Origin of the sequence: Nitrincola schmidtii (assembly GCF_008973715.1) — a bacterium.
GTDB classification, from domain to species: Bacteria; Pseudomonadota; Gammaproteobacteria; order Pseudomonadales; family Balneatricaceae; genus Nitrincola; species Nitrincola schmidtii.
In genome coordinates, this window is record NZ_WBOL01000004.1 from 148,421 (window position 1) to 164,195 (window position 15,775).

Here is a 15,775-nt window from a genome sequence, read left to right on the forward strand (position 1 = left end):
GCCTCTCGAAATAAGGTTAGTAGGATAGATTGATATCCAATTCTTCGGTTGAATCATATAACTGATTAATTTTCTCAATACGCGCGCGGCCTTTATCTAGCTGATAATGAAGCAGCAAGTTACTGAGTAAACTCACCACACTCATGGGCAGTGCGTAGCTGTCAAAGGCAGAGATGGTGTCCAGTGGAAGTTCCAGAAACCATTTAGGTTTACTTTTCCCTAGACCGCTCTGTTCTTCACTAATTAACAACACGGGAACATTTAGTTTTTGCAACGTTTTCAGTAAGGCATTAAAACCAGCGGGGCGACGATGAAACGCCAATAACACTACGACATCCTGTGGGGTAAAATCTGCAACCTCTTCTGATACGGTCTGACCCGGTTGCGGTAACAACAAAACGGCTGGACGAATTTGAATAAGCTGTTGACGCAAATGCAGCGCAACGGGATAGCTATTGCGAAAGCCAATCACCGCAATACGGTTAGCAGCATCTAACTGCTCGGTAATGTCCGCTAGTAACGAAGTTTGAGCCAAGGCCTGTAGACGCTTTAGATTTTTCATTTCGCTTGCAAGGTGCCGATCGACCAAACTAGCTTCACTATTGAGTTTAGGACCCGGTAACGGCACACCGGACTGACGTAAACGACGTAAATCTTCACGCACCTCTTTAAAATTGGAGTAACCTAAGCGACGAAACAACCGGCTAATGGTTGCTTTTGATGTATCACATTGGCGACTCAGTTCTACCGAATTATAGGTTGCTAAATCATCAAGATGATCGAGTATAAAGCTAGCTACACGTTTTTCTGTAGGCGATAGCTGATCATATTCTTGACGTATTTGTGCTGAAATTCGACGCATGTGGTTCTCAATAAAACGAGTGATGTCACGGCATTCTGATATGAAACTGCTTTTTTTGCAACTTTAGAACCATAAAAATATCCAATTGAAACGAAAGTTACAGAAGACAAAGCATCTATCGTACTGGCTGATCCTAAAGAGTAGAATGTTGAAAGTTTCTTAAAGGAATTTTGAATGATGCGATCTAACTATCTTTTTTCTCCTTGTCGTTCACTCATACTGAGCGCCACTTTAATACTGCCACTGACCATGCTTTCTGCCTGTGCTTCGACGCAAATCGAAAAGGAACAGGTTGAAGCATCCAATACCTCTACTGCTGTAACGCAGACAGTGGCACAAAACACCCCTCAGCCGGCACAGCCACAGCAACGCCACGAAAGCTTTGATGCTTGGCTAGCTGACTTTCGTCGTGATGCTGCGAGTCAGGGTATCAGTGCGCGAGCTCTGTCGGCCTTGGACAATGTTCGCTATATTGAACGGATCATAGAACTTGATCGTCACCAGCCCGAATTTGTCAGACCTATTTGGGAATATTTGGATGGTGCTGTCTCCAGAACTCGCATCTCCAACGGCCAAAACAGATTAGATGAACATCGTCAAACCGCGCTGCAAATGCAGCAACGCTATGGTGTGCCGGCTGAAATTATTGTCTCTATCTGGGGCATTGAAAGTGATTATGGTCGTAACTTTGGCAGCTTTTCAGCATTAAGCTCCTTTGCCACCCTAGCCTACGATGGTCGCCGCAGTGAGTTTGCGCGAACAGAGCTATTGGCCGCATTACGCATCATTGATAGTGGCGAGATTGCTGCTGATGAGATGATCGGTTCATGGGCGGGTGCAATGGGGCATACTCAATTTATTCCATCCAGCTTTGAATCTTACGCTAAAGATGGTGATGGCGATGGTCGTCGAGATATTTGGGGTAGTATTCCTGATGTCATGGCATCCACGGCCAATTATCTGGCACAAGCAGGTTGGCAAGCCAATCAACCTTGGGGGATAGAGGTCATCTTACCCGCCAACTTTGATTTTACCCAAACCGATCGTCGCAGCAGTGCTGAATGGTCAGCTCAGGGTATTAGAGCCATCAGTGGCAACCTTCCCAATTTCGCTAGTGCTGCAGTGATTGTTCCCGCGGGTGCACAAGGCCCTGCGTTTATGGTCGGACCTAATTTCAATGCCATTCTTCGCTATAACAACGCCACCAGCTATGCCTTAGCGGTCGCTACTCTGGCTGATGCCATCATGGGCAGACCCGGTATTCAGCAATCTTGGCCTCGTGATCAAGTGCCTTTAACACGTGCTCAAGTGCGTGAATTGCAAGAAGCACTCAACAACCGTGGTTACAATGTTGGCGTCGCCGATGGCATTATGGGGCCAAATACACGCAATGGTTTAAGAGCTTTTCAGCGCGACCAAGGACTTGTGCCTGATGGTTTTGCGACCCAGTCGCTGTTAGAGAGAATTAGAGGTCGTTAGGATATCCGAGTGAGTTGGATGCTCTCATCCAACTCACTCTTTTGGTTTTAGAATCTAGTTGTCAACTTGACCCAGCCAGATCGACCCGGTTCATTCACTTGCGTATTATTTCCAAACACATCTTCTCGATTGAGATGGTTAGCGTAGGTTTTATCCAATAAGTTATTCACACCAGCGCTCAAGGTAAAGGCTGGATTTAACTGATAGGCCAAGTGAGCATTAACAACATCGTAACCAGACGTTTTTCTTGAGTCCTGACCACCGCAACTGGTTCCAGCTAGACATACCTTGTCCTGTTTCGCCGCAATCAACCAGTCCAAACCAGCGGTTAAAGCATCTTGCTGGTAAGTTAAACCCAGTGTGGCCGTTAAAGGCGGTATTTGTGACAGATTCGAATTGTCATCACGATTCTTTCCTCTTACCCAAGCAATACCATTACTGAATTGTAAATTAGGTGTCATCTGCCACACCAGATCCGCTTCAGCACCATAGATTTCAGCTGTTATATTGGAGTAACGGTTATTTTTTCTGAGAATGTAGTCGTCTACACGATTGTAATAACCGGCTAGTGACCAACTTAAATCCGAAGTTTCCGAGGCTAAGACGAGCTCTAACTGATGATGCTTTTCTGGATCTAAGGATGGATTGCCACGCCAATTACCCATCGCGATATAGCGCTCTGTTGCATCAGATGTTCTCACACTGCGTGACACAGTTGTTTCAACACGATACTGCTCATCAAGCTTGTGTATCCAACTTAAAAAGCCACTCAGATTATTCTCAGAACTACGGTTCTTAGCATTAGCACCGAAAAGATCATTGGGTGTTTGCCCATTGAGCATACCACCTGTAAATGTCTCATTTGCCCTGCCTGCTTTTGCACTAACATGATCATATCGAGCACCCGCTTGAAGCAAATCTCGCTCTGTCAAAACATGAGTGAGTTGTGCAAACAGACCCGTTTGTTCCAAATTGACATCTGGCCATTGAATACCTGTGACCCTTCCCTTCATTGGACCCTTTCCAATGATTGCAGAGGCATTACGATTATTTTTCTGGTAATCCAAACCCCATTGTATGTCGGTGCTACTCAGATGACTATCAAACAGCAACCTTGCACCCGACGTATCAGAGTTCGTTGGTGCTCTCATCGCCATCGGTGCGGTTTGATTTCTCAGTGAAAAGTTATCCATTAAATGATCTACTTCAGCACGATATATCTCGGCTCTGACTCTTTCGATCACGCCACCCTGAGTCACATGATCTAGTTTTAACCGATAGGTTGTTGAGTCACTATAAGGCGAGTCCATCCCTGCGCCTGGGAAGAGAACATCTTTTTCATTGGCTTGCTCTACACTCGCCTCAAGCCATGTCGAGTCTGCTACCTTGAGCCCAGCTAGCAACGCATAGGATTCAGATTCAAAAGAAGATCGAATGGTTCTGCTACTGCCATCTTTATAGTTTCCTGCACCTGTATGTCCAGCAATAAAGCGAACATAACCTTCTTCTGTCCCTGCCGCTAAATCGGCAGCTAATTGGGTCGTATCACTATTACCCGTATAGGCAGCTGAGATTTCTCCACGTGTTTGTTTGTCAGCAAAGAAAACTGGGCGTACTCGTTCAAATAATACGGTACCACCACTTCCTCCAGGTCCATAAATTACATCACGATTACCTTTAATCAAGGTAACGCGGTCAAAGGTTGCTGGAGATGCGTAAGTGGTTGGAGGGTCCATGCGATTTGGACAACCTCCATATAAGAAAGCACCATCTAAGATAACATTAAGCTGATTCTGGCTTTGACCGCGGATCACCGGATCTATCCCTCTGCCTCCCATTCGAGAGCCAGAAACACCATTAATGGCCCGTAATAGATCTCCACCATCACTGGTAGGGGAAGCTTGAATGGATGGGACAGGTTGAGAAAAAACTCCACTACCTAAAGGAATAGGTGCCGTAACCTCAATGGTGTAAAGCGGTTGAGTTGAGGTTTCAGCATTCGCAAACGATGCAACTACTGCACTGACAGCTATAGCTAAAGGAGTTAATAACCTAGACGATTTCATAACATCTTTCCTTGGGTGTACTACTAGTAATGTTGATGGTCGGAAAGACTAGATGAAATGTTACTTATATAAAATGTGACATGATGTCGCAGCAAAATATGAAAGCAACCTTAGTTGATGTTGGCTAGCTTAAAATAACCAACATCAAAACCAACGCGGCACACGCCTCTTATAGTTAAGATACTCATTGCCAAAATGCACTTCCAACGCCTCTTCTTCTGGCTCTATCTGCATTTTAACTAACACCAAGATAAAGATCGGTAACATCAGGATAGGTGTCACACTACCTAACCAAATCCACCAACCGACTAACATCACTAGCATGCCGAAATACATAGGATTTCTGGAGTAGCGATAAAGTCCAGTGGTCACCAGATGTGTGGCAGCACTGGGACGCATGGGATTGGGAGTGGTATGAAGCTTTAAAAATAAGCTTAAGGACCATAGATCAGATAAACCTGCCAGCACAATCAATACCAATCCTGCATAACGCCAAGGCATTTCTAGCCAGTGATAAAGCGGAAAATAACGATTCAGCAGCCACATCAAAGCCGCGAACAATAGTAAGTAGACTGGTGGTGGTATCAGAGTTTTCAATCGATTGCGCATACATCGCTCGTATTCTTTATGGGTTACTATCTTGATCAATAGAATTTTCGTGAATATCCAATTCACCCCGCGACTGATTTTTTAGTGCTTCTAGAAAAGGTTGTATCTGCTCCATGTCACCCCTCACTTCAGCCGTCACTTTTTCAGCATAGTGTATTTCTAGGCTAAGTTCGTATTGATCCGATAGATGTCTAAGTAATGACTCATGTTCATAATCAATGCGGACAACGACAGAGGATTGCGGACGAACTTCGATAAGTTCAGCACTATTTAGCGGTTCACTGATGGCTTGGCTGTATGCCCTCACAAGACCACCAGCTCCTAACTTTATCCCGCCAAAATAACGCACCACTGTCGCCAATACATTATCTAAGCCTTTATGCTGCAATACGTTCAGCATAGGGCGAGCTGCGGTTCCAGATGGCTCACCATCATCGGATTGACGCACTTGTCCGTTAACGAGCATGGCATAGCAGATATGGCGTACGTCAGGGTGTTGCTGCCAGAGAGAGTCGACTATCGCCAGACCTTCAGCATGACTATAGATAGGTTCCACTCGACCGATAAAACGCGATTTTTTGATTTCAAAATCACTGAATACTGAGTTATCAAGTGTTATAGAGTGTGACATAAGACAAGTATTCGATTTATAACACCCGTAATACCGGTTCCTGCAATGCTGAGAGCTGTTCACGCAATTGCAGTATATGCTCTCCCCAATAGCGCTCGGTATTAAACCATGGAAAACTTAGTGGAAACGCGGGGTCTTCCCAGCGACGAGCCAGCCATGCGCTATAGTGAAGCATTCGCAGAGTACGAAGCGGTTCAACCAGATGCAGCTCTCGTGGATCGAAGTCAGCAAACTCTTGATAGCCCGCCAGCACTTCAGCCAACTGAAGTTCTCGCAGATGGCGTTCATTCTCACTTAGCAGCATCCACAAATCCTGCATTGCAGGTGCCATTCGCGCATCATCGAAGTCAACGAAATGGGCAAGATCATCACGCCACAACAGATTACCGCCGTGGCAATCGCCATGGACTCGTATGCTTTTGATATCGTCAAAGCGATGGAAAGCCTCTTCTATTTTCTGCATCAGATCACGAGTCAGCGATAGGTAAGCTTCACGCAGCGAGGCTGGCATAAAATCACGTGCTATCAGCTCAATACTGTTATAGCCAAAGGAAGCTAAGTCGAGGGCTGGGCGTTCAATAAACGGTTTGGCTGCGCCAACTTGGTGCATGCGCCCCAAGGTATTACCTAACTGGTAAAGATGATCTGGGTTATCTAAATCAGGGGCGCGACCACCGCGTCTTGGAAACAGAGCTAGGCGAAAGTCTTGATAACGCAATAGACTCTCACCTTGACTATTTTTTAATGGGGTAACAACTGATAGCTCTTGTTCTTCAAGTTCATAACAGAACTGATGTTCTTCTAAAATCTGGGCGTCTGACCAGCGACCGGGACGGTAGAATTTCGCAATGATGGGGACTTCATCTTCAATACCCACCTGATACACTCGGTTTTCATAGCTGTTGAGCGCTAGAATACGGCCATCCGACAGAAAACCCTGCGCCTCAATGGCATCCAGAATAAAGTCTGGTGTCAGGGTTTCAAAAGGATGAGAAGATGTGTTCACTGAATACTCCGTAGCGTTCAAAAAATGACTATAGCGATCAGAGTAACCTAAACACCTCGGAACTGACAGAGTTGATCGCTAAAGCCATCGATTAAAGCGAATAACTTCATAAAGTTATTCATGTCTTGCCAAGCTTTTTGACCACCTCTATCCACTCAGGATCCAAGCGTATTTGCTCTGGATCTAACCCTAAGGATTCAATTTTAGTCATCAGTTTTTGCATGGGTTTTTGTAGCTCACTGATACCCGAATCATTTCCTTCTAGTTTATGCATCTGGGTCAACGCGAGATGATAAAAGCGTAATAGCTGAATAGCCGTGACGTTATCTTGCTCTACGCCTGCTTCCACATGATGCATAATATTGGTTACTTTCATTAAAGAACGCTTTAACTTCCAGCTATATGCCGATGCTTCCATGATCGGGTGCTTCCACAAAATGGTTTTAAAAATAATCGTTGTCAGGGCAAAGCCTGCAAAAACGCCTGCCACATTCCAGACAAAATTATTGCCATCCGGGGTGCCGAAATAAGACACACTTAAGGTCGATAACCCCATACCTAACACGGCAAAGATCGCGATCAGTATCCAGGTACTTTTGCGCGTTTCTTGGCGAAAAGCTTCTGGATCTCGTTGTTCAATTTCAAAAAAGTCAGACACCGTTATTTCCTGTCATCAGTTAGTAAGGTCTTATCCGCTCATCATACCCTCAAGTCACAGCCTGGCAAGATTTACAGCATTTGTTGTTATGTGCGCTAGAGAACCGACAGAAGGCTAGCGCTTCTATCATACTGATTAGCGACAGAGGCAAGCATCTGTGCAAGCTAACACTCTTGGCAGTTTAAGCTCATTAAATCATTCATTTAGGTATCAACATGAATATTTCAACAAAAACACACGGTAACTCAATTACTAAACGATTGATTGGATTTACATTTATTGCAACAACACTGCTGGTGATGGGTTGTAGTGGTATGTCAAATCAAGACAAAAACACGGCCGCGGGTGCAAGTATCGGCGCGGTAGGTGGCGCAATACTGACTGGAGGTAGCGCAGCAGGCGCTGTTGGTGGCGCGGCAGTGGGTGGCGTTATTGGTCATGAAATCGACGAGTAATTGATTAACTTACGTTAAGAGGCCTACCTATGAACATTAACTTAGCACTCACCCCAATCGTGTCGCTGATTGCAGGCATCCTCATATTACTGATGCCGCGCCTGCTCAACTACATTGTTGCCATCTATTTGATTCTTATTGGCGTAATCGGCATTTTTGGCGCGGGTAATTTTAACTTTCGCTGAATACCCTTACAGGAGCATGTCACTCAGACTTTTTAGGACGTTCTGCTAAAGGTGTCGAGAAGATATGCTCCATATCCCAAGGAAAACGTATCCAAGTATCTTGGCTTACTTCAGTGATGAAAGTATCGACCAAGGGCTTACCAGCGGGTTTAGCATAGATAGTGGCAAAGTGCGCTTTGGGCAACATTTCACGAACATGACGAGCGGTTTTGCCGGTATCGACTAAATCATCAATTAAGATCATCCCTTCGCCGTCACCTGCCACACCTTTCAAAACCGACAGTTCGCCCTGAGCTGCAGCCGTGCCTGATTCATCACTTTTTTGATAACTCACCACGCAAATAGTATCGATCAAACGGATATCCATCTCGCGCGCCAAAATGGCTGCAGGAACTAATCCACCCCGTGTTATCGCGATAATTCCTTTCCATTCACCTTTATCCAGCAGGCGCCATGCTAATGCACGCGCATTACGGTGCAGTTCCTCCCAGCCTACAGGGAAGTCCATGCGGTAGTGATGTTCAGTCATGCTGTATTTCTCCAGAACGTCGTCAAGACGAGCCTAATTAGAGCCGTTGAGTAAAATGGTTAACTAATCGAGTAACGTAATGGGTTTTTCATTGTTACTCACCAAAATAGTGCACAAAGTTTATCAAAAGAACTATTTTGGTGTTAATAAAAACCCATTTTCTACGTAATTAACAGAAACGATAGCGCTAAGCCTTTAAAGTGACCCATGGCTTAATACTTGCATCAATTATAGTTTATTTCCGATTCAACATTGAGGTTACTAGATGAGCAGCAATTTAGCGCGTTCCCAAGCACTCCAAACCATTAGCCAACGTGCTCCAATGGATCTGGGTAAGACAGAGCCTTTGAGCAAGATTTGGGCTTGTGACGTTTTCAATCTAGCACGCATGGAAGAGTCTCTTTCTAAAAACGCTTTTAAAGCGATGAAAAAAACCTTTCAAACAGGTGCATTACTTGACCCTGCTACTGCCGATGTCGTTGCAGCAGCCATGAAAGAGTGGGCAATCTCTAAGGGTGCGAAGTTTTTCTCACACATTTTTTACCCCATGACCAATGTCACGGCCGAAAAACATGATGGTTTTATTATTACCAGTCCAGAAGGTAATGCCATTACCGATTTTAGCGGAAGCTTGTTGATCAAGGGTGAACCAGATGGTTCCTCTTTCCCTAACGGAAGTATCCGTGCAACTAACTCTGCACGCGGTTATACCGCATGGGACCCCACTAGCCCCGCATATATCATGCATACCGCTAATGGTGCTACGCTGATGATTCCCTGTGTGTTTCTCTCTTGGACAGGTGAGTCTCTCGATAAAAAAATTCCTTTGTTACGCTCAAATTCGGCGATGGACAGTGCAGCTCAACGTGTATTGACGCTGATGGGTGAAACCGAGATTACAACACTGAACTCAAGCTGTGGTGCGGAGCAAGAATACTTCCTCATCGATGAAGCCTACGCTTATGCTCGTCCAGATATTATGCAGTCAGGAAGAACATTGTATGGCGCTCCACCTGCAAAAGGTCAGCAATTTGATGACCATTATTTCGGTGCGATTCCAGAGCGTGTACAAGTGTTCATGCAAGACTTTGAAGACAAACTCTATCGTCTCGGCATTCCTGCTAAAACACATCACAACGAAGTGGCACCGGGTCAGTTTGAAATAGCGCCATATTTTGAAGCATCCAATATTGCCGCTGACCACCAGCAGCTGTTAATGGTGATCATGAAAACCACGGCTAAAGCACACGGCTTTTTATGTATGCTGCATGAGAAGCCGTTTGCGGGTGTCAATGGTTCGGGTAAACACGTTAACTGGTCTGTCGGTAACAGCACCCAGGGCAATCTTCTCGATCCAGGTGTGACTCCAGAAGACAATCTACATTTCTTGGTATTTTGTGCGGCGGTGATTCGAGGTGTACATTTGTACGGACCATTACTTCGAGCGGTTATCGCAACAGCCTCTAATGACCATCGCTTAGGCGCAAATGAAGCACCACCAGCCATTCTATCGGTTTACTTAGGTGATCAGCTGGAAAAAGTCTTCAATGAGATTAAAGATGGCAAAATTAGTAAAACGGTTAAAGGTGGTCAAATGGATTTGGGTCTTTCACAGATTCTAAAATTTGATCGTGATCCTGGTGACCGTAACCGTACTTCACCTTTTGCGTTCACGGGCAACCGTTTTGAATTTCGCGCAGTCGGTTCGTCTCAGTCCGTTTCAGGTCCATTAGTTGCTATGAACACCATGCTAGCCGATTCTTTGGGCTGGATTGCTGACAAACTAGAGTCTGAACTCAATAGCGGTAAAGATGTTGCTACCGCTTCGTTAGCAGTGCTGAAAGAAGTCATGGAATTGCATGGTACGGTTATTTTCGGTGGCGATGGCTATTCCTCTGAATGGCACACTGCTGCAGTTAAGGAGCGCGGACTGAAAAACTTACCCACGTCTGCTGATGCACTACCAGAATTGATCAGTCCTGAAGTGGTCAGTCTTTTTGAGCGCACTGGCGTATTAACACCTGCTGAGTTGCATAGCCGTTTCGAAGTCTACGCCGAGCAGTACATCAACAGTATCGATGTTGAAGCAAAATTGATGGTTAATATGGCCACTACAATGATTTACCCAGCTGCAGTCAGCTATTTATCAGAGCTTTCAGCTACTTCAGCCACGCTTCAAGAGCTAGGTATCGAGCTAGACAATAGTGTAGCCAAGGACATCGCTAAAGAAGCCAGTTCACTGATGGCAACATCCAGTCAATTAAAAGCGGCTTATGAGCGCCATGACTTCGACAGCGTTCAAGATCATATGCGCTTCTTAGCTGACACTGTCTGTCCTTTAATGGCAGAACTTCGCGGTTATGGTGATACGCTAGAAACACTGATTTCAGACGAACTATGGCCATTGCCTAAATACAGAGAAATGCTATTTATTAAGTAGTCTGTAGCGCCTTAAAACTCTTCACGAGTCTTAAAAACAAAAGCCCTTGAGCGAACTGCTCAAGGGCTTTTTAGTTTTACTTTTGCTATCTAAATTTCTGATATCTAACTAAGTAGCGATCTAAGTAGCTAACTAAATTAGTCGCTACCTTTATTAAGCTGCCTATTAGTTAGGGATATCGGAAGTAATTCCTTCAACGTAGAAATCCATCGTCAGTAGATCGCTATCCGGTGCAACTTCACCTTCAGCTAACCATGGCGTACCATCTTGCTTATTGATAGGACCTGTGAACGGATGGTATTCACCGGCAGCAATCGCCTCGATCATCGCTTCCGCTTCTGCACGAACCTCTTCAGGGATTCGGTCACTCATCGGTGCGAAGCCAACCATGCCGTCAACGATACCATGCCAAACATTACCAGCTTCCCAAGTACCATCTTTGACTGCTTGAACGCGTTCAATATAGTAAGGTGTCCAGACGTCTAGAATACCGGTTAAATGCGCTTCTGGCGCAAAGGCTGACATATCAGAAGCCTGACCAAATGCCATGATACCGGCATCTTGCGCAACAATCAGCGGCGCGGTTGAGTCAGTATGTTGCATAATGATATCAGCACCTTGTTCAATCAGCGCTTCAGCAGCAGCGGCTTCTTGAGCTGGGTTGTACCAGCTATAAACCCAAACAACGTTGAATTCAACATCTGGGTTAACCGCTTTTGCATGGCGATACGCAGAGTTGATACCCATAATCACTTCTGGGATCGGGAAAGAAGCGATGTAGCCTACTTTATTCGTCTCTGTCATCTTACCCGCGATATGACCTATCACAGCACGACCTTCATAAAAGCGCGCATTGTAAAGGCTGACATTGTCGGTTTCTTGAATGTAACCCGTAGCGTGCTCAAATTTCACATTCGGAAATCTGGCTGCAACCGTGTTCATATCGGGTCCATAGCCAAACGAGGTAGCAAAGATCAGATCCGTACCTGATAGCGCCATTTGCGTCATTACACGTTCAGCATCAGCACCATAGCCAACATTTTCTACAAAGCTGGTTTGTACTGAATCGCCAAACTTCTCTTCTAGCGCAAGACGAGCGATATCATGGGTATAGGTCCAACCGTGATCTCCGACAGGGCCGATGTAAACGAATCCGACCTTAGTGGTGTCGGCCATGACAGGCGCAGCAAGCGCAGCACAAAGTGCACCGACAGTTAGCAGTTTTTTCATGAGTTTAGGTCTCCCCATTAACAGCATAATGCCTCAATTTGAGGCGTGAAAAGGCCGGTTCAGCGATCCGGGTGCATTGAGCGACCCTCGTGCCTTGCCCGACGAAATAAATACCAATACAGCAATCGTGATCAAATAGGGTGACATCGACAAATACTCAACCGGTATTTTGACACCCGCCGCTTGTAAATTAAGCTGAAGAACCACGATCCCACCAAACAGATAGGCACCTGCCATCGCACGCCACGGGCGCCAACTGGCAAACACAACCAATGCTAAAGCGATCCAACCAATACCGACGGTCATGCCTTCGGTCCATTGAGGAACTCGAATCAGTGACAGGTAAGCTCCTCCCAAACCCGCACAGGCACCACCAAACATAATGGCAAGCACACGAACACGTTTAACATGGTAACCAAGCGCATGAGCGGCATCATGATTTTCACCGACAGCTCTTAAAATCATACCGCCTCGAGTGTATTTCAAAAACCACCAGACTGCGGCGACTAAGGCGATGGTCAAATAAACCATAATGTCATGTGAAAATAGTGCGCGACCCAAAAACGGGATTTCTGACAATGGACCTAAATCAAGCTTGGGTGTTCTAGGAGGGGTCAAACCAACATACTTTTGGCCTAACAATGCAGATAAGCCCAAACCAAACAGGGTTAATGCTAACCCCGATGCCACTTGATTGGTCATTAAGGCTTGGGTCAATAAGGCAAAGAGTAATGACAAAGCCATTCCTCCGAGCGCTGCACCGATGAAACCCATTAACGGGCTACCGGTGTTGATCGCAATGATAAAACCGACGCAGGCACCCATAATCATCATGCCTTCGACACCCAAATTCAGTACGCCGGCTTTTTCCACTACTAATTCACCAATGGCGGCCAACAAAATAGGTGTTGCAGCCACCATCAGCGCGGCCAATAACACAGCAATATTGATTGATCCAATCATCATGTGCGGACACCTCTGGTTAAACGCAAGCGATAGTTGGTTTGAAAATCAAGCGCCAGCAGGAAGAACAGTAACATGCCCTGAAACACTTGAATTGACGCACTAGGCAGTTGCAGCATCATTTGACTCAATTCACCACCAATATAGGTCAAACCAAGCAATAAACCTGCAAAAACGATGCCGATGGGATTAAGTCGTCCAAGAAACGCCACAATGATGGCGGTAAAACCATAGCCAGAAGCAAACTCGATGCGCACTTGGCCACCAGGTCCTGAGACTTCGAACATACCGGCTAAACCTGCCAACATCCCAGAAATACCTAAACAGATAATCACCAGTCGTGTCGGCGACACGCCACCAAATCGAGCAGCACGAGGCGCTTGACCAGCCAGTTGAACATGGTAACCCAGCATATGACGTTTCATCATCGCATAGGCAAAGATCACCGCAATCAGCGCTGCCACGACACCCCAGTGAACTCCTGATCCTGCAAAAAGTTCTGCATTATGCGCTGCTTCATAACGTCGCAGATCGCGTGAACCTGGGAAACCTGGAATATCGGGATTTCGCATCAGCCCCAGCGCCATGGCTGCTAGAATTTTTTCAGCAACATAAACCAACAGCAGCGACACCAATATCTCATTGGTGTTAAAGCGAGTTTTCAAAATCGCAGGAATCATCGCCCACAAGAAGCCACCAAAAGCGCCCGCTAACACCATCAATGGGAAGATATACCAGCCGGGTTGCGGGAAAAACAATAATGCAACTCCAGCTCCAAACAGCGCACCGATAATGTACTGACCTTCCGCACCGATATTCCAGATATTCGCTTTAAAGCCTATCGCTAAGCCCACGGCGATCAGAATCAAAGGAGCCGACTTAATCAGCAACTGTGGGCGTGAGTAGCTACCAAAGGTTTCCGAAAAAATCGGATCAAAGAAAATTAAGCGTATTGCAACAACTGGGTCTTTGCCGAGCATGGCGAACATAATGCCACCGGCTAACATGGTCAGCGCAACGGCTAGAAAAGGATTGGCGATGCGCCAAAATTTTGAAGGTTCTTTGCGTTTCTCAAGCCGAATCATGCTGAACCCTCATGTGCTGGATGCATATCATGTGCTCCACCCATCATTAAACCTATCTCGTCTACACTTAAACCTTTAGCAGGTCGCACAGGAGTTAATCGCCCTTCATTCAACGCGGCAAAACTATCAGCAACCTCTAAGAGTTCATCCAAGTCTTGGCTAATCACTAGCACTGCAGCTCCTTTGCCTGCTAAATCTAACAAAGCTTGGCGAATAAAAGCAGCGGCAGCAGCATCTACTCCCCAGGTTGGCTGATTGACGACAATCACATCCGGATTTAACTCGATTTCACGCCCTATCACATATTTTTGTAAGTTACCGCCTGATAAAGCGCGTGCTAAGACGTGTGACCCTGGCGTTCGTACATCAAAACGCGCAATCACTTCTTGTGCAAAGGCATCCGTCGCACGCCAATTGATAAATCCGTATTTTGTAAGTTTTTTTCGTTCTGCAGCTGACAGTAACGCATTTTCTGTCAGGCTCATATCTGGCGCTGCGGCGTGGCCTAAACGTTCTTCAGGCGCTGCCACTAAACCTAAGCTTCGTCGTGCATTAGGTCCTAAGTTACCGATGGCATTACCTTTTAATCGAACTTGTTCTGCCGGTGCGGTCAATTCACCCGATAGCATCAGCAGTAACTCATCCTGACCATTTCCAGCAACACCCGCTATACCTAGGACCTCACCTGAGCGCAATGAAAAGGAGATATTTTTCAGTGAGGTACCAAAAGGGTTATTGGAAGCCAGTGACAACTTATCCACCTGCAAGACCACATCACCCAAGGGTCGATCGGGTTTTTCTGGCGGGGTCAGTATCTGCCCTACCATTAATTCAGCCAATTCTCGTGATGATTTTTCACGTGGATCACAGGTCGCTATTTTTCGACCCCCACGTAAAATGGTCGCTTCATCACACAGCGCACGAATTTCATCCAACTTATGCGAGATATAGAGAATCGCTGTACCTTCAGCAGATAACTGTCGTAGGGTTTTAAAAAGCACATCCACTTCCTGAGGCGTAAGCACCGATGTCGGCTCATCCATAATCAGAAGTTTAGGGTCCTGAAGAAGGCAGCGAACAATTTCTACACGCTGGCGCTCACCCGCTGATAGATCTCCGACCAAACGGGTAGGATCTAGGGGCAAACCATACTCTTCTGAAACATCGCGGATACGCTGTGCTAAGTCTCGTAATGGCGGAGGATTTTCCATCCCAAGCGCCACGTTTTCGGCAACGTCCAGCGCATCAAACAAGCTAAAATGCTGGAATACCATCGCTACGCCGTTACGACGTGCTTCGGAAGGTTGTGATGGCGCATATGGCTGTCCGCGCAGGATCATTTCGCCCTGATCAGGTTTAACCAAACCATAAATCATCTTAACCAGCGTTGACTTACCTGCACCATTTTCACCCAACAGCGCATGAACCTGACCTTCCCCGATTTCAAAAGAAACATCGTCATTGGCCAGTACACCTGGATAGGCCTTAGTCAAACCCTTCAGGCACAACAACGGCTTGCGCATCGCCTTCCCCTTGTTAAATACCGTCTATCGAAACCTTGAAATATAAACACCTTT

15 protein-coding genes are annotated in these 15,775 nt (G+C 46.0%); 4 read left to right on the forward strand and 11 right to left on the reverse strand.

From position 1 onward, the window contains the following. Positions 1 to 16: 16 nt before the first annotated feature. Positions 17 to 862 (reverse strand): MurR/RpiR family transcriptional regulator, encoded by an 846-nt coding sequence (locus tag F7R24_RS05220; protein ID WP_151670196.1) that lies wholly within the window; start codon positions 860 to 862, stop codon positions 17 to 19. Between the two features lie 174 nt (positions 863 to 1,036). Here F7R24_RS05220 and F7R24_RS05225 point away from each other — a divergent pair, with 174 nt between their 5' ends. Then, entirely contained in the window at positions 1,037 to 2,341 is a 1,305-nt protein-coding gene (locus F7R24_RS05225) for a lytic murein transglycosylase (protein ID WP_240775995.1), read from the forward strand. 47 nt (positions 2,342 to 2,388) lie between these two features. Here the strand turns inward: F7R24_RS05225 and F7R24_RS05230 are convergent, their stop codons facing one another. The 5 genes from F7R24_RS05230 to F7R24_RS05250 form a co-directional block, all read right to left on the reverse strand. Next, on the reverse strand, positions 2,389 to 4,407 hold the full coding sequence (locus F7R24_RS05230) for a TonB-dependent copper receptor (protein ID WP_151670197.1): 2,019 nt from the start codon (positions 4,405 to 4,407) through the stop codon (positions 2,389 to 2,391). Positions 4,408 to 4,551: 144 nt separating this feature from the next. Then, the gene (locus tag F7R24_RS05235; RefSeq protein WP_151670198.1) at positions 4,552 to 5,016 is read right to left on the reverse strand and encodes a methyltransferase family protein; all 465 of its coding nucleotides are present in this window, start codon (positions 5,014 to 5,016) and stop codon (positions 4,552 to 4,554) included. A gap of 16 nt (positions 5,017 to 5,032) precedes the next feature. Next, on the reverse strand, positions 5,033 to 5,647 hold the full coding sequence (locus tag F7R24_RS05240) for an IMPACT family protein (RefSeq protein ID WP_151670199.1): 615 nt from the start codon (positions 5,645 to 5,647) through the stop codon (positions 5,033 to 5,035). Between the two features lie 16 nt (positions 5,648 to 5,663). Continuing rightward, a complete protein-coding gene (locus F7R24_RS05245; RefSeq protein WP_151670200.1) occupies positions 5,664 to 6,653 on the reverse strand; it encodes a serine/threonine protein kinase in 990 nt (329 codons plus the stop codon). Positions 6,654 to 6,771: 118 nt separating this feature from the next. After that, positions 6,772 to 7,311 carry a DUF3087 family protein gene (locus F7R24_RS05250; protein ID WP_151670201.1) on the reverse strand — a complete coding sequence of 180 codons (540 nt, stop codon included), beginning with the start codon at positions 7,309 to 7,311 and terminating at the stop codon, positions 6,772 to 6,774. Positions 7,312 to 7,526: 215 nt separating this feature from the next. Between F7R24_RS05250 and F7R24_RS05255 the strand changes: the two genes are divergently transcribed. Together F7R24_RS05255 and F7R24_RS05260 are read left to right on the forward strand one after the other, a co-directional pair. Beyond that, on the forward strand, positions 7,527 to 7,766 hold the full coding sequence (locus F7R24_RS05255) for a prenyltransferase (RefSeq protein WP_151670202.1): 240 nt from the start codon (positions 7,527 to 7,529) through the stop codon (positions 7,764 to 7,766). Between the two features lie 29 nt (positions 7,767 to 7,795). After that, positions 7,796 to 7,951 (forward strand): DUF3096 domain-containing protein, encoded by a 156-nt coding sequence (locus F7R24_RS05260; protein ID WP_151670203.1) that lies wholly within the window; start codon positions 7,796 to 7,798, stop codon positions 7,949 to 7,951. 19 nt (positions 7,952 to 7,970) lie between these two features. Here F7R24_RS05260 and gpt read toward each other — a convergent pair whose 3' ends face one another. Then, positions 7,971 to 8,480: a xanthine phosphoribosyltransferase gene (gene gpt / locus F7R24_RS05265; protein ID WP_151670204.1), complete on the reverse strand. Its 510-nt coding sequence runs from the start codon at positions 8,478 to 8,480 to the stop codon at positions 7,971 to 7,973. A 265-nt stretch (positions 8,481 to 8,745) separates the two neighbouring features. Between gpt and F7R24_RS05270 the strand changes: the two genes are divergently transcribed. Next, on the forward strand, positions 8,746 to 10,920 hold the full coding sequence (locus tag F7R24_RS05270; RefSeq protein ID WP_151670205.1) for a glutamine synthetase III family protein: 2,175 nt from the start codon (positions 8,746 to 8,748) through the stop codon (positions 10,918 to 10,920). A 165-nt stretch (positions 10,921 to 11,085) separates the two neighbouring features. Here the strand turns inward: F7R24_RS05270 and F7R24_RS05275 are convergent, their stop codons facing one another. From F7R24_RS05275 to F7R24_RS05290, 4 genes are read right to left on the reverse strand one after another with little or no spacing between them, the layout of a single operon-like run. Continuing rightward, positions 11,086 to 12,150 carry a BMP family ABC transporter substrate-binding protein gene (locus tag F7R24_RS05275; protein ID WP_151670206.1) on the reverse strand — a complete coding sequence of 355 codons (1,065 nt, stop codon included), beginning with the start codon at positions 12,148 to 12,150 and terminating at the stop codon, positions 11,086 to 11,088. A 33-nt stretch (positions 12,151 to 12,183) separates the two neighbouring features. After that, positions 12,184 to 13,116 (reverse strand): ABC transporter permease subunit, encoded by a 933-nt coding sequence (locus tag F7R24_RS05280; protein WP_151670207.1) that lies wholly within the window; start codon positions 13,114 to 13,116, stop codon positions 12,184 to 12,186. Beyond that, positions 13,113 to 14,198 carry an ABC transporter permease gene (locus tag F7R24_RS05285; RefSeq protein ID WP_151670208.1) on the reverse strand — a complete coding sequence of 362 codons (1,086 nt, stop codon included), beginning with the start codon at positions 14,196 to 14,198 and terminating at the stop codon, positions 13,113 to 13,115. The genes F7R24_RS05280 and F7R24_RS05285 overlap by 4 nt, the downstream gene beginning before the upstream one ends. After that, positions 14,195 to 15,721, reverse strand: a complete 1,527-nt coding sequence (locus F7R24_RS05290) for an ABC transporter ATP-binding protein (protein WP_151670209.1) — start codon at positions 15,719 to 15,721, stop codon at positions 14,195 to 14,197. Before F7R24_RS05290 ends, F7R24_RS05285 begins: the two co-directional genes overlap by 4 nt. Positions 15,722 to 15,775 lie beyond the last annotated feature (54 nt).